General features: G+C 65.2%; 14 protein-coding genes. 11 read left to right on the top strand and 3 right to left on the bottom strand.

Annotation, left to right across the window (positions count from 1 at the left end; all coding sequences use genetic code 11):
* Window positions 1-8: 8 nt before the first annotated feature.
* From B2246_RS24640 to B2246_RS24600, 9 genes are all read left to right on the top strand, one after another.
* On the top strand, window positions 9-899 hold the full coding sequence (locus B2246_RS24640; RefSeq protein ID WP_008641954.1) for a LysR substrate-binding domain-containing protein: 891 nt from the start codon (window positions 9-11) through the stop codon (window positions 897-899).
* 213 nt (window positions 900-1,112) lie between these two features.
* Complete coding sequence (locus B2246_RS24635; RefSeq protein ID WP_008641953.1) at window positions 1,113-2,615, top strand: FAD-linked oxidase C-terminal domain-containing protein; 1,503 nt, start codon at window positions 1,113-1,115, stop codon at window positions 2,613-2,615.
* 52 nt (window positions 2,616-2,667) lie between these two features.
* The gene (locus B2246_RS24630) at window positions 2,668-3,591 is read left to right on the top strand and encodes an ion transporter (RefSeq protein ID WP_008641951.1); all 924 of its coding nucleotides are present in this window, start codon (window positions 2,668-2,670) and stop codon (window positions 3,589-3,591) included.
* A 32-nt stretch (window positions 3,592-3,623) separates the two neighbouring features.
* Window positions 3,624-4,727 carry a glycolate oxidase subunit GlcE gene (gene glcE / locus B2246_RS24625; RefSeq protein ID WP_035884659.1) on the top strand — a complete coding sequence of 368 codons (1,104 nt, stop codon included), beginning with the start codon at window positions 3,624-3,626 and terminating at the stop codon, window positions 4,725-4,727.
* A 50-nt stretch (window positions 4,728-4,777) separates the two neighbouring features.
* A complete protein-coding gene (glcF, locus tag B2246_RS24620) occupies window positions 4,778-6,049 on the top strand; it encodes a glycolate oxidase subunit GlcF (RefSeq protein WP_008641948.1) in 1,272 nt (423 codons plus the stop codon).
* A 137-nt stretch (window positions 6,050-6,186) separates the two neighbouring features.
* A complete protein-coding gene (locus B2246_RS24615; protein WP_035884658.1) occupies window positions 6,187-6,597 on the top strand; it encodes a CidA/LrgA family protein in 411 nt (136 codons plus the stop codon).
* Entirely contained in the window at window positions 6,594-7,319 is a 726-nt protein-coding gene (locus B2246_RS24610) for an LrgB family protein (RefSeq protein WP_008641945.1), read from the top strand. Before B2246_RS24615 ends, B2246_RS24610 begins: the two co-directional genes overlap by 4 nt.
* An 84-nt stretch (window positions 7,320-7,403) precedes the next feature.
* Entirely contained in the window at window positions 7,404-7,784 is a 381-nt protein-coding gene (locus B2246_RS24605) for a VOC family protein (RefSeq protein ID WP_008641944.1), read from the top strand.
* A 19-nt stretch (window positions 7,785-7,803) separates the two neighbouring features.
* Window positions 7,804-8,496, top strand: a complete 693-nt coding sequence (locus B2246_RS24600; protein WP_008641943.1) for a helix-turn-helix transcriptional regulator — start codon at window positions 7,804-7,806, stop codon at window positions 8,494-8,496.
* Window positions 8,497-8,522: 26 nt separating this feature from the next.
* Here B2246_RS24600 and B2246_RS24595 read toward each other — a convergent pair whose 3' ends face one another.
* Genes B2246_RS24595 through B2246_RS24585 form a run of 3 tightly spaced genes read right to left on the bottom strand, consistent with a single transcriptional unit; the run spans window position 8,523 to window position 11,273 of the window.
* A complete protein-coding gene (locus B2246_RS24595) occupies window positions 8,523-9,017 on the bottom strand; it encodes a glutathione peroxidase (protein ID WP_008641942.1) in 495 nt (164 codons plus the stop codon).
* Between the two features lie 55 nt (window positions 9,018-9,072).
* Window positions 9,073-10,212, bottom strand: coding sequence for a PilT/PilU family type 4a pilus ATPase (locus tag B2246_RS24590; protein ID WP_008641941.1), 1,140 nt, complete (start codon window positions 10,210-10,212; stop codon window positions 9,073-9,075).
* A gap of 17 nt (window positions 10,213-10,229) precedes the next feature.
* Entirely contained in the window at window positions 10,230-11,273 is a 1,044-nt protein-coding gene (locus B2246_RS24585) for a type IV pilus twitching motility protein PilT (RefSeq protein WP_008641940.1), read from the bottom strand.
* Between the two features lie 63 nt (window positions 11,274-11,336).
* Between B2246_RS24585 and B2246_RS24580 the strand changes: the two genes are divergently transcribed.
* The gene (locus B2246_RS24580; RefSeq protein WP_035884656.1) at window positions 11,337-12,026 is read left to right on the top strand and encodes a YggS family pyridoxal phosphate-dependent enzyme; all 690 of its coding nucleotides are present in this window, start codon (window positions 11,337-11,339) and stop codon (window positions 12,024-12,026) included.
* 85 nt (window positions 12,027-12,111) lie between these two features.
* On the top strand, window positions 12,112-12,933 hold the full coding sequence (gene proC / locus B2246_RS24575; RefSeq protein WP_035884655.1) for a pyrroline-5-carboxylate reductase: 822 nt from the start codon (window positions 12,112-12,114) through the stop codon (window positions 12,931-12,933).
* Window positions 12,934-12,949 lie beyond the last annotated feature (16 nt).

The following is a 12,949-nucleotide window of genomic DNA, read 5'->3' as shown; positions in this document are numbered from 1 at the left end:
ACGCGGCCATGGCATCGGTTTTCCATCGCGTCCCACCCCTGCACCTGCTGATCGCGTTCGAAGCGGCTGCCCGGCTGGGCAGCTTCGCGCGCGCTGCCGAGGAGCTGTCGGTGACGCCGAGCGCGGTCTCGCACAGGATCAAGAACCTTGAGGAACTCTGGGGCGACGACCTGTTCGTGCGCTCGAACGCCGCGCTGCGGCTGACCGCGGCCGGCACGCGCTACCAACGCAACGTGCAGGATGCGCTGAAGTCGCTCAACGAACTGGCACGCCCCGAGTACAACAAGCTGCGCACGCGGCTGCGCGTGGCGATCCCGCCGACATTCGGTCGCCAGCACCTGGTGCCGCGCCTGCCGGAGTTCACGGCGCTCTATCCGCATATCGATCTCGAACTGCACCTGGCCGTGCCGTTCCTCGACGTCAAGGCCGAGGACACCGATATCGAAATCCGCTACGGCACCGGCCGCTACCCCGACCTGAAGACCACGAAACTGCTGGTCGAGCCCGTGTTTCCGGCGTGCGGCCGCGAGTACTACGAGCGCGTGAACGGCTTTGCGGTCACCAAACCCGAGGATCTGCACAATCTGACGCTGCTGCGCAGCCCGCTGGAACCGTGGCGGCCGTGGTTCGAAACCGCCGGCCTGGACTGGCCGGAGCCGCTGACCGGCGCGCAGTTCAACGATATCGGCCTGATGCTGGAGGCGATCGTCTCGAACCAGGGCGTGGGGCTGGTGCGCCAGCGCATGGCGCGGCAGTGGCTGGCGGCGGGCCAGATGGTGAAGCTGCTCGATATCGAGTCCGTATCGCCACACGGCTACTACATCGTCGAACGCGAGCAGGCGCCGCTGATGCCCGAGGCGCGCTACTTCATCGACTGGCTGCTCGGGCTGGACTGGTAGCGGACAAGCCACTACGCTGGAAGCGGCATCGTCCGCGGCCTCGGGCATTTGCACCCGGCATGAACCTTTTTGATCGGGTCGTCGTGCCGAATTCACGTGCGCCAAGGCGCTCCCGGCGGGGTGCCTGCGCTATAGTCTGCCGTCCCGGCCCCGGTACGAGCACGCATCCACGCGGGAATCGTGCGCGTCGGCCGGTCCGTCACAGGAGTTGCCATGAACGCCCCGCAAGACGCCCAATCTGTCGCCGGTGAATCCGCGGAGACGCGACGCGCCACGCTGCTGGCCGGCCTCGCCCGCATCCTGCCCGACACGGCCGTGCTGTGGAAGGCCGAGGACACTGTGCCGTACGAGTGCGACGGTCTGGCCGCCTATCGCCAGGTTCCAGACGCCGTGGTGCTGCCCGATACCGAGGAGCAGGTCTGCGCGGTGCTGCGCCTGTGCCATGAGCTCGGCGTGCCGGTGGTGCCACGGGGCTCCGGCACCAGCCTGTCTGGCGGCGCGATGCCGATCGCCGGCGGACTGGTGCTGTCGCTGGCCAAGTTCAAGCGCATCCTGTCTCTCGATCCATATTCCCGCACAGCGGTGGTTCAGCCCGGCGTGCGCAACCTGGCGATCTCTGACGCCGCCGCCCCGCACAACCTCTACTACGCGCCCGACCCATCGTCGCAGATCGCCTGTTCGATCGGCGGCAACGTGGCCGAGAACTCGGGTGGCGTGCACTGCCTCAAGTACGGCCTGACGGTCCACAATGTGCTGCGCGTGCGCGCGGTAACGATGGAAGGCGAGGTGGTCGTGTTCGGGTCCGAGGCGCCCGACGCGCCGGGCCTCGACCTCCTGGCCGCAATGATCGGCTCCGAAGGCATGCTGGCCGTGGTCACGGAAGTCACCGTGAGGCTCATTCCCAAGCCGCAGCTCGCGCAGGTCATCATGGCCAGCTTCGATGACGTGGAGAAAGGCGGCAATGCCGTGGCCGACGTGATCGCCGCGGGCATTATCCCGGCCGGGCTGGAGATGATGGACAAGCCCGCCACGGCCGCCGTGGAGGAGTTCGTCAAGGCCGGCTACGACCTCGACGCCGCCGCGATCCTGCTGTGCGAATCGGATGGCACCCCCGAGGAAGTGGCCGAGGAAATCGCCCGCATGAGCGAGGTGCTGCGCGCATCGGGCGCGACCCGCATCACGGTGTCGCAAAGCGAAGCCGAGCGCCTGCGCTTCTGGAGCGGCCGCAAGAACGCCTTCCCGGCTGCGGGCCGCATCTCGCCCGACTACTACTGCATGGACGGCACGATCCCTCGCAAGCACATCGGCACGCTACTCAAGCGCATCGAGCAGATGGAGCACAAATACGGGTTACGCTGCATCAACGTTTTCCATGCGGGCGATGGCAATATGCACCCCCTGATCCTGTTCGATGGCGCGGATCACGACGAGTGGCAGCGCGCAGAGTTGTTCGGGTCGGACATCCTGGAGACCTGCGTGGAACTCGGCGGCACCGTGACCGGCGAGCACGGTGTGGGCGTGGAAAAGCTCAACTCGATGTGCGTGCAGTTCTCCCCGTCCGAGCGTGAGGCGTTCTTCGGGGTCAAGGCCGCATTCGATCCCGCCCGGCTGCTGAACCCGGACAAGGCAATCCCCACGCTTGCGCGCTGCGCCGAATACGGCAAGATGCACGTCAAGCGCGGCCTGCTGCCGCATCCGGACCTGCCGCGTTTCTGACACCATCCAGACGGGAAGGCGCGAGCGTCCGCAACCCTTCTCCGCCTTGCACATGTCACGATCCACACGATCCGATCAAAACGCGCGCATTCGCCAACGGCTGGGCCAACCCGAGTCGGGATGGCGCCAGCGCTGGTACACGATCATCTTCGAAGCGGACACGCGCCCGGGGCGCACGTTCGACATCGTGCTGCTGGTGGCCATCATCGCCAGCGTGGCCGTGGTCATGCTCGACAGCATCCAGGCCATTCACGCGCGCCTGGGCACGGTGTTCACCGTACTCGAGTGGTTGTTCACGCTGCTGTTCACGACCGAATACATCATGCGGCTGAGCGTCGTGCGGCGACCGCTGCGCTACGTCTTCAGCTTCTACGGCATCATCGACTTCCTGTCGATCATTCCGACCTGGGCATCGTTCTTCGTGCCGGAACTCGCCTTCCTGATCGACGTGCGCCTGCTGAGGCTGTTGCGTGTCTTCCGGATTCTCAAGCTGACGGTCTATTTCGAGGAAGCCGAGATCCTCATGCTCGCGCTGTCCAACAGCCGCCGCAAGATCTTCGTGTTCCTGGGCACCGTATTCATCATCACGGTAATCCTGGGCACGATCATGTACGTGGTGGAAGGCCCCACGCACGGCTTCACGAGCATCCCGGTCAGCATGTACTGGGCCATCGTCACGCTTACCACCACGGGCTTCGGCGACATGGTGCCGAAGACGCCAATCGGTCAGTTCATCACGTCGATCACGATCCTGCTCGGCTACGGAATCATCGCGTTTCCGACTGGCATCGTTGGCGCTGAACTGGCTGCAAGCATCATCCGGCGCCCGCTGACCACGCGCTCGTGCGAACACTGCCTGACCGAAGGCCACGAGCCAGACGCCACGTTCTGCAAGCACTGTGGCACCGCGTTGCCAGAGTATCGAACCGAACTGGCCACCGACCAACGCAGCGACAACGGTAGCCGATCCCGCTGACGCCCCCCAATTCCAATTACGACAACGTCCTCATGCAAGCCACTCTCGACGCCTTTCGCGATGCGATCCGCCAGGCCGGCGACACCCGCACACAGCTGCGCCTGCGCGGTGGCGGCAGCAAGGACTTCTACGGCCAGGCGTTGGCCGGCACCGTGCTCGATACGCGGGCCTATCGCGGCATCGTCGAATACGATCCCGCCGAACTCGTGATTACGGCACGCTGCGGCACGCCGCTGGCCGAGATCGAGGACGCGGTGGCGCAAAAGCGCCAGATGCTGGCCTTCGAGCCGCCGCATTTCGCGCTGCGCGGCCAGGCCAGCACGGCCACGATCGGCGGCGCGGTGGCAGCCGGGTTGTCTGGCCCGCGCCGTCAGTCGGCGGGAGCGCTGCGCGACTTCGTGCTGGGCACGCAATTGATGGACGGCCACGGCGAGATCATGCACTTCGGTGGCCAGGTGATGAAGAACGTAGCCGGCTATGACGTGTCGCGCCTGCTGGCCGGCTCGCTCGGCACGCTCGGCCTGATTCTTGAGGTCTCGCTGAAGGTGCTGCCCGTGCCATTCGATGACGCCACGCTGCGCTTCGCGATGGGCCAGGCCGAGGCGATCGACCAGCTCAACAAATGGGGCGGCCAGCCGTTGCCGATCGCGGCGTCGGCGTGGCATGACGGATTCCTGCATGTGCGACTCAGCGGCGCGACCGCCGCGGTTTGCGCCGCGCGTGACAACCTGGGCGGCGAGGTCATCGATGCCAGTCACGCCCAGCAGTTGTGGACGGCCTTGCGCGAACAGACGCACTCGTTCTTCTCCCCGGCAAACGATGCGGGCCACGCCCTGTGGCGCATCGCCGTGCCAACGGTCTGCAAGCCGCTGGACCTGCCCGGCGCCCAGCTCGTGGAATGGGGTGGCGGCCAGCGCTGGTGGATCGCTCCGGATGACAGCGCCGCATCGGCGGATCGGGTGCGCGCCGCAGCGCAGGCCGCCGGTGGTCACGCCACGCTGTTCCGCAATGGCGACAAGTCCGTTGGCGTGTTCGCGCCGCTGTCATCGCCGCTGGCCGCGATCCACAAGCGGCTCAAGGACACCTTCGACCCTGCGGGTATTTTCAATCCGCAGCGCATGTACAACGGACTCTGAGTCCGCAGGCAACCCCATAGCGACCTTCGCGACCACAGCGACCCCACATCATGCAAACCACACTGGCCGATTTCCTGCGCAACACGCCCGAAGGCGAAGAGGCGAAATCCATCGTCGGCAAATGCGTGCACTGCGGTTTCTGCACGGCCACGTGCCCGACCTATCAGTTGCTCGGCGACGAACTCGACGGGCCGCGCGGCCGCATCTACCTGATGAAGCAGGTGCTCGAGGGCAACCCCGTCACGGAAAGCACGCGCCTGCATCTGGATCGCTGCCTGACCTGCCGCAATTGCGAATCCACCTGCCCGTCTGGCGTGACCTATGGTCACCTGGTGGACATCGGCCGCAAGATCGTCGATGACCGGCTGGAGGCACAAGGCATCAAGCGCCCGGCCAAGGAACGCATCGTGCGCTGGGTGCTGCGCGAAGGCCTGACGCGCCCGGCCCTGTTCGGCCCCGCCCTGAAACTCGGCCAGATCGTGCGCCCCTGGCTGCCGCAGATGCTGCGCAACAAGGTACCCGCGAGCGAGCCCGCGGCGGGCGCCTGGCCGCGCACCGAGCATCCCCGCAAGATGCTGTTGCTCGACGGCTGCGTGCAACCAGCCATGTCGCCCAACATCAATGCCGCCACGGCACGTGTGTTCGACAAACTCGGCGTACAACTGGTGGTGGCGCGGGAAGCCGGTTGTTGTGGCGCCATCCGCTTCCACAATGGTGACCATCCAGGCGGACTCGACAATATGCGCGCGAACATCGACGCGTGGTGGCCGCATATCGAGGCCGGGGCCGAAGCGATCGTCATGACCGCGTCGGGCTGCGGCGCGATGGTCAAGGACTACGGCCACCTGCTGCGCAACGATCCGAAGTACGCATCGCGTGCCGCGCATGTATCGGCCATGACGCGCGACCTGTCGGAACTACTGCCCGACTTTACCGACGAACTGCACCGCCTGGCCGGCGCCGTGCCGCGCGATAGCCGCCGCGTGGCGTGGCATCCGCCGTGCACGCTGCAGCACGGGCAACAGATCCGCGGCAAGGTCGAAGCGCTGCTGACCCGCCTGGGTGTGGACGTACGCCTCTGCGCGGATAGCCACCTGTGTTGCGGCTCCGCCGGCACCTACTCGGTGCTGCAGCCCGAACTGTCGTACAAGCTGCGCGACGACAAGCTCGCCAAGCTGCAGGCCACCTCGCCGGAATCCATCGTCACGGCCAATATCGGCTGCATCACGCACCTGCAAAGCGGCACGGAAACGCCGGTGATGCACTGGGTCGAGCTGGTGGACCGGATGCTGGCGCCGGTGGTGGCGGCACAGGCGGCCTAAGCCACGGGTGATGGCGGTCTCCCCTCTCCCGCGAATGGGCGAGGGGAGCAGGAAGCCAATGGCAGCACTGACGTCCGGCTTGCACGCATCTTGTACGGGAGTACCATGTCGGCACATTTCGTCTCCCTACGCGCCCCATGCTTCAGACGTTTGCCATCCTGCTGGTCTTTCAGACCGTGGGCGAGGTGATCAGCTACGCGCTGCACCTGCCCGTGCCGGGTCCCGTGATCGGCATGCTCCTGCTATTCGGCTGGCTGGTCTTCGACAACCGGCTGCTGCCCGTCGTCCAGAACTCCGCGAATGAACTGCTCAAGCACCTGTCGCTGCTGTTCGTGCCGGCCGGCGTCGGCATCATGGTGCACGCGAACCGAATCGGCAGCGAATGGCTCCCCATCGTCATCGCCTTGGTGGTTTCCACCTGGGTGGCCATCGCGGTCACGGCGCTGGTCACGCGTGCGCTGATGCGCAAGCCTCCTGCCGACACTCCTGCCGACACTCCTGTCGACACTCCTGTCGACACGTCGGCGGACACGGGAGCACAGCCATGATGTCGCCACGCCTGAACGAAATCTGGGTCTACCTGGCGGCGAGTCCGCTGATCGGGCTCACCGCCACGCTGATTGCCTACGTGTTCGCGTTCCGCATCTACGAGCGCGCTCGCTTCTCTCCGCTGGCCAATCCGGTGATGATCTCGGTGGCGATCCTGGTGACCGTGCTGACCGTCACGGGTACGCCGTACAAGACCTACTTCGACGGCGCGCAGTTCGTGCACTTCCTGCTCGGCCCCGCGACGGTGGCGCTTGCCGTGCCGCTCTACACGCAATTGCCGAAGCTGCGTACCAACGTGTTCCCCCTGCTGTGCGGCCTGGTAGCCGGTTCGTTCGCGGCCGTGGTGTCGGCGGTGGGCATCGCCTATGCACTCGGCGCGACGCCGGACGTGATTCGATCGCTTGCGCCGAAATCGGTGACCATCCCGATTGCGATGGGGGTATCGGAAAAGATCGGTGGCCTGCCCTCGCTGACCGCGGTGCTGGTCATGGCAACCGGCATCATCGGCGCCGTCACCGCCACCGGCCTGCTTAACCTGCTGCGCGTGCGGGACTACACGGTGCGAGGCTTCGCCACGGGCGTGGCCGCGCACGGCATCGGCACGGCACGGGCATTCCAGGTCAGCCAGGAAGCCGGAGCTTTTTCGGCACTCGGAATGGGGCTGAATGGCGTACTGACGGCCATCATGGTGCCGGTGCTGGCGGCCTGGATGCCGCATTGACACCCTGACACGCTCCTGACAGTACGCTGTCAGGAGCCCACGCGCATGATCCGTTCTCCCAACTTCGTAACGAGGAGAGCCAAGATGTCCACCCCCAACACCACCCTGGTCAACTGGCTGGAAATCCCGGTGACCGACATGCAGCGCGCGGTCCAGTTCTATGAAGCCGTGTTCGAGCATCCGCTGCGCCGCGAGACGATGGGTAAAGTCGATATGGCCGTGTTCACGCACGGCGACGGATCGGGCGCGCTGGTCCAGGGCGACCAGTACCGCGCGAGCGCGTTCTATGGTCCGGTGCCGTACCTGAACGCCCCGCAACTCGACGACGTGCTGGCACGTGTCAGCCACGCCGGCGGCCATACGCTCGAAGGGCCGGTCGACCTGCCTGACAACCTTGGGCGCTACGCGCATATCAAGGACAGCGAGGGCAACCGGATCGGCCTGCACGAGCCGGGCACCCACTAACGAGGAAAGCGAGCACCCAGTGAGCCGACGCGCCGACCGCCTGTTCCAGATCGTCCAGGTCCTGCGAGGCCGCCGCCTGACCACGGCGGCGCTGCTGGCCCAGCGCCTGGGCGTTTCCGAACGCACGGTCTATCGGGATATCCAGGCGCTGTCGCTCTCGGGCGTGCCGGTTGAAGGCGAGGCCGGCATTGGCTACCGGCTGCGGCCCGACTACGACGTGCCGCCACTGATGTTCACGTCGATGGAAGTCGAGGCCATGGTGGCCGGGTTGCGCCTGCTCAAGGCCTGGGGAGGCGGCGCGCTGGCCGCCGCCGCCGATCCCTCGCTCGAAAAACTGATGGCCGCGCTACCGCCGCAGCGGCGCGTGGCCGCGCAGCAGAGCCGCATTTTCGCGCCCGAGTACGTCAACCAGCCCGCCGTGCGCGAGGCTTTCGACATCGTGCATACGGCCATCGGCGCGCAACGCCTGCTACGGATCGACTACAGCGACGCGCAGCAACGCGAAAGCGTGCGCGTGGTGCAACCGCTGGGCCTGTTCTTCTGGGGTAATGTCTGGCTGCTGGCGGCGTGGTGCACGACGCGCTCCGACTACCGCAGCTTCCGGCTGGACCGCTGCCGCGCCCTGACGATGCTCGACGAGCATTTCCTCGAGACGTCAGAGCGTTCGCTCAACGGATTCCTCCGCACCGTCCAATCGGACACGCAGGGATAGTCGAGCACGGAGCCCGCCGGCTTATCTCACGCCGGCTGTTCGGCGAGCAACGACTCGATATCCGCGCGGATTTCCTCGGGCTTGGTTGTGGACGCATAACGCTTGAAGACGGTACCGTCGCGGCGCAGCAGGAACTTGGTGAAATTCCACTTGATCGCCTGGGTACCGAGGAACCCCCGCTTCTCCGACGTCAGCCACTTGTAGAGCGGATGCGCGTCCGCGCCGTTCACGTCGATTTTCTCGAACATCGGGAACGTGACGTGAAAGCGGGATTCGCAAAACGCGCCGATCTGTTCGGCGTCACCAGGCTCCTGCTTGCCAAACTGGTTGCAGGGAAAGCCAAGCACGTCGAAGCCGCGCGCCTGATAGGAGGCCTGCAGCGTCTGCAGGCCCGCGTATTGCGGCGTGAAGCCACATTCGCTCGCGGTGTTGACGATCAGCAGCACCTTGCCGCGGTAGTCGGCCAGCGGCTGGGGCTGGCCGGACAGCGAATTGGCTTCGAACTGGTACACATTGCTCATCGTGGTCTCCTGCGGTGTATGGGGGCAGTACAGGCCGTGAGAATACCGCGTCCGCTCAGATCACGTTCAGGTGTTCGGTGCCGGCGCCGAGATCGTTGTCGCGATGGCGTTTGCTGTGGAGTTTGATCATCAGGCGCAGATCGTTGAGCGAGTCAGCGTTCTTGAGCGCGTCTTCGTACGTGATCTTCTCCGTCTCGTAGAGTTCGAACAGCGCCTGGTCGAACGAGATCATGCCCTGCTCGCGCGACTTCTTGATGACCTCCTTGAGCTCGTGAATCTCGCCCTTGAAGATCAGATCCGCCACTAGCGGCGTGCCGATCATGATCTCCACCGCCGGCACACGGCCCTTGCGGCCGGCGCGTGGCAGCAGGCGCTGCGAGATCATCGCCTTCAGGTTCAACGACAGGTCGATCAGAAGCTGCTGACGCTTTTCCTCTGGGAAGAAGTTGACGATACGGTCGATCGCCTGGTTGGCGTTGTTCGCGTGCAGCGTGGCCAGGCAAAGGTGGCCCGTTTCCGCGTACTGCATCGCGTATTCCATCGTGTCGCGATCGCGGATTTCGCCGATCAGGATCACGTCCGGCGCCTGACGCAGCGTGTTCTTGAGCGCGATGTGCCACGACTCGGTGTCGATCCCCACCTCGCGCTGCGTGACGATGCAGTTCTGATGCGCGTGGACGTATTCGATCGGGTCCTCGATCGTGATGATGTGGCCGTACGAATGCGCGTTGCGGTGGTCGAGCATGGCCGCCAGCGAGGTCGACTTGCCCGAGCCAGTGGCGCCGGTGACGATCACCAGACCGCGCTTGGACATCACGATCTCATGCAGCGCCGGCGGCAGGTCCAGGTCTTCGACCGAGGGAATGCGCGTGTTGATGGTCCGCAGCACCATGCCCGCACGGCCTTGCTGGATGAAGGCCGAGACACGGAAACGTCCGACGTCCGGCACGGCGATCGCGAAATTGCATTCGCGGGTGTCCTCGAACTCCTTGGTCTGGCGCTCGTTCATGATCGAACACACCAGGGTAAGCGCGTGGGTCGGGTTCAACGGCTGCTGGGAGACCGGCGTGATCTTCCCGTCGACCTTGACGGCCGGAGGAAACTCCGCGGTGATGAACAGATCGGAGCCACGGTTCTTGACCATCAGCCCCAGCATTTCGTTGATGTACTTTGCAGCGGATTCGCGGTCGAGCATGGTCATTCCCTTCCCCCTTAACCCATGAAGGCGTCGGGATTCTTCGCAATCGCCCGCGCGTCGCTGTAGTTGATCATGCCGCGCTTGATCAGGTCGCTCAGGCACTGGTCCAGCGTCTGCATGCCCAGGCCGCTCGACGTCTGCATCATCGAGTACATCTGCGCGATCTTGTTTTCGCGGATCAGGTGGCGAATCGCAGGCGTGGCGATCATGATTTCATGCGCCGCCGTCCGACCGTTGCCGTCGCGTGTCTTGAGCAGCGTCTGCGAGATCACGGCCTCGAGCGACTCCGACAGCATGGTTCGCACCATGTCCTTTTCTTCCGGCGGGAACACGTCGACCACACGGTCGATCGTCTTGGCGGCCGAACTCGTGTGCAGCGTGGCGAAAACCAGGTGACCGGTTTCCGCGGCGGTCAACGCCAGGCGGATCGTTTCCAGGTCACGCAATTCGCCCACCAGAACCACGTCCGGATCCTCGCGCAGTGCCGAGCGCAGCGCGTTGGCGAACGAATGGGTATGAGGGCCAAGCTCGCGCTGGTTGATCAGACTCTTCTTGGACTGATGCACGAATTCGATTGGATCCTCCACCGTGAGGATGTGACCCATGTCGTTGTCGTTGCGGTGGTCGACCATCGCGGCGAGCGTGGTCGACTTGCCAGAGCCCGTGGGCCCGGTGACCAGCACCAGGCCACGCGGCTTCATGCACAGATCGGCGAACACGGCGGGCGCGCGCAGGTCCTCGAGCGTCAGGACCTTCGACGGAATCGTCCGGAACACCGCGGCCGCGCCGCGCTGGGTGGTATAGGCGTTGACCCGGAAACGGGACAGACCAGAGATCTCGAAGGAGAAATCGACCTCAAGGCGCTCTTCGTAAGACTTGCGCTGAACGTCGCTCATGATGTCGTACACCATGGCGTGGACGTCCTTGTGCGTCATTGCCGCGACGTTGATGCGGCGCATATCCCCGTGAATACGCACCATCGGCGGCATGTCAGCCGAGAGGTGGAGATCGGATGCCTTGTTCTTGACCGCAAAAGCCAATAGCTGCGCGATGTCCATCTATAATGACCCCACCCTAAAAGACTGCTTTTTGTTGTACTTCTTTGGTATGTTCGCCGGATTATGTCTGTAATCGCCGCCAACTTGCAAGCCGTGAAGAATGACATCGCGGCGGCTGCACAACAAGCCGACCGGGACCCTTCCGGGGTGACCCTGCTGGCCGTCTCCAAGACCGTCTCACCCGATCGTGTGCGCGAGGCCTTCGAGGCCGGACAGCCGGCGTTTGGCGAGAACTACGTGCAGGAAGGTCTGGACAAGATCGCCGCGCTGGGCGATCTGCGCAGCCGCATCGCGTGGCACTTCATCGGCCCGCTGCAAAGCAACAAGACCCGCCCCGTGGCGGAGCAATTCGACTGGGTCCACGCCATCGACCGCCTGAAGATCGCGGAGCGGCTGTCCGCGCAGCGGCCGGCGAATCTGGCGCCCCTGCAGGTCTGCATCCAGGTCAATATCAGCAACGAAGACACCAAGAGTGGCGTGCTTCCCGAGGAAGTGCTGCCGCTGGCGCGCGCCGTGGCCGCATTGCCGAACCTGCAATTGCGCGGCCTGATGGCGATTCCCGCGCCGGCAGCGGACCTGGCCGCCCAGCGCGTGCCATTTGCCGCGCTGCGCCGGTTGCTCGAGGAACTGCGACAGTCCGGACTGGATGTGGATACGCTCTCGATGGGGATGTCCGCCGACATGCCAGCTGCCATCGCCGAGGGCGCCACGATGGTACGGATCGGCACCGCGATATTCGGCGCACGAGGCTGACGGCGCCCTTCGCTTCACACCCTCCACGCTCAACAGATTCATCAACGCCAGCCGACATGCGTCGCGCCGGCAGACAGGAACCATGATGCTCGACTCCCTTACTTTCGGCTTCCTCGGCGGCGGCAATATGGCCTCGGCCCTGATCGGCGGCCTGGTAGCCCGTGGCGTGCCGGCCAACGCGATTCGCGTGGTCGATCCGTTCGAAGACGCCCGCCAACGCCTGGCCACGACGCTTGGCGTACAGACCCTGGCTGCGCCGGACGCCGCGTTTGGCGCCAGCAACGTGATCGTGCTGGCGGTCAAGCCGCAGCAGTTCAAGGACGCCGTGGGAGCCCTGGCGCCGCAGTTGAAGAACAGCCTGATCATCAGCGTGGCGGCTGGCATCCGGCTGCAGGACATGCAGCGCTGGCTGGGCACCAACCGCCTTGTCCGCGCGATGCCCAATACGCCCGCGCTAGCCGGCATGGGGATGACCGGACTGGCCGCCGCCCCGGGTCTGTCCGACAACGACCGCGCCATCGCCACGGCCGTGGCCGAGGCAGTTGGTCAGTGCGTGTGGGTCGAGGGCGACGACCAGATCGACGCCGTGACGGCGATTTCCGGCAGCGGGCCGGCGTACGTGTTCTATTTCGTCGAGGCGATGGAGCGCGCCGCCACCGAGATGGGCCTGTCCTCCGAGCAGGGTCGCAAGCTGGCCGTCGAAACGTTCCGCGGGGCCGCCGCGCTGGCTGCGGAGTCGACCGAACCAGTATCGACGCTGCGCGAGCGTGTCACGTCGAAAGGCGGCACGACGTATGCCGCGCTGACCTCGATGGACGCCAGCGGCATCCAGGACGCCTTCGTTCGCGCCATGCTGGCCGCCGCCGCGCGGGGCCGCGAGATGGGAGCGGAGTTCGGGAAGGACTAGGAAGCTGCTTCAGGCT

Source organism: Cupriavidus sp. UBA2010 (assembly GCF_002335265.1).
GTDB classification, from domain to species: Bacteria; Pseudomonadota; Gammaproteobacteria; order Burkholderiales; family Burkholderiaceae; genus Cupriavidus; species Cupriavidus metallidurans.
Note: the sequence above shows the minus strand (reverse complement) of the source record. Positions and strands in the feature narration are given on the sequence as shown.

Excerpts from the sequence above, each read along its gene's own strand:
- B2246_RS24640 (WP_008641954.1), top strand. The coding sequence starts at position 9 with ATGGCATCGGTTTTCCATCGCGTCCCACCCCTGCACCTGCTGATCGCG.
- B2246_RS24635 (WP_008641953.1), top strand. The coding sequence starts at position 1,113 with ATGAACGCCCCGCAAGACGCCCAATCTGTCGCCGGTGAATCCGCGGAG.
- B2246_RS24630 (WP_008641951.1), top strand. The coding sequence starts at position 2,668 with ATGTCACGATCCACACGATCCGATCAAAACGCGCGCATTCGCCAACGG.
- glcE (WP_035884659.1), top strand. The coding sequence starts at position 3,624 with ATGCAAGCCACTCTCGACGCCTTTCGCGATGCGATCCGCCAGGCCGGC.
- glcF (WP_008641948.1), top strand. The coding sequence starts at position 4,778 with ATGCAAACCACACTGGCCGATTTCCTGCGCAACACGCCCGAAGGCGAA.
- B2246_RS24615 (WP_035884658.1), top strand. The coding sequence starts at position 6,187 with ATGCTTCAGACGTTTGCCATCCTGCTGGTCTTTCAGACCGTGGGCGAG.
- B2246_RS24610 (WP_008641945.1), top strand. The coding sequence starts at position 6,594 with ATGATGTCGCCACGCCTGAACGAAATCTGGGTCTACCTGGCGGCGAGT.
- B2246_RS24605 (WP_008641944.1), top strand. The coding sequence starts at position 7,404 with ATGTCCACCCCCAACACCACCCTGGTCAACTGGCTGGAAATCCCGGTG.
- B2246_RS24595 (WP_008641942.1), bottom strand. The coding sequence starts at position 9,017 with ATGAGCAATGTGTACCAGTTCGAAGCCAATTCGCTGTCCGGCCAGCCC.
- B2246_RS24590 (WP_008641941.1), bottom strand. The coding sequence starts at position 10,212 with ATGCTCGACCGCGAATCCGCTGCAAAGTACATCAACGAAATGCTGGGG.
- B2246_RS24585 (WP_008641940.1), bottom strand. The coding sequence starts at position 11,273 with ATGGACATCGCGCAGCTATTGGCTTTTGCGGTCAAGAACAAGGCATCC.
- B2246_RS24580 (WP_035884656.1), top strand. The coding sequence starts at position 11,337 with ATGTCTGTAATCGCCGCCAACTTGCAAGCCGTGAAGAATGACATCGCG.
- proC (WP_035884655.1), top strand. The coding sequence starts at position 12,112 with ATGCTCGACTCCCTTACTTTCGGCTTCCTCGGCGGCGGCAATATGGCC.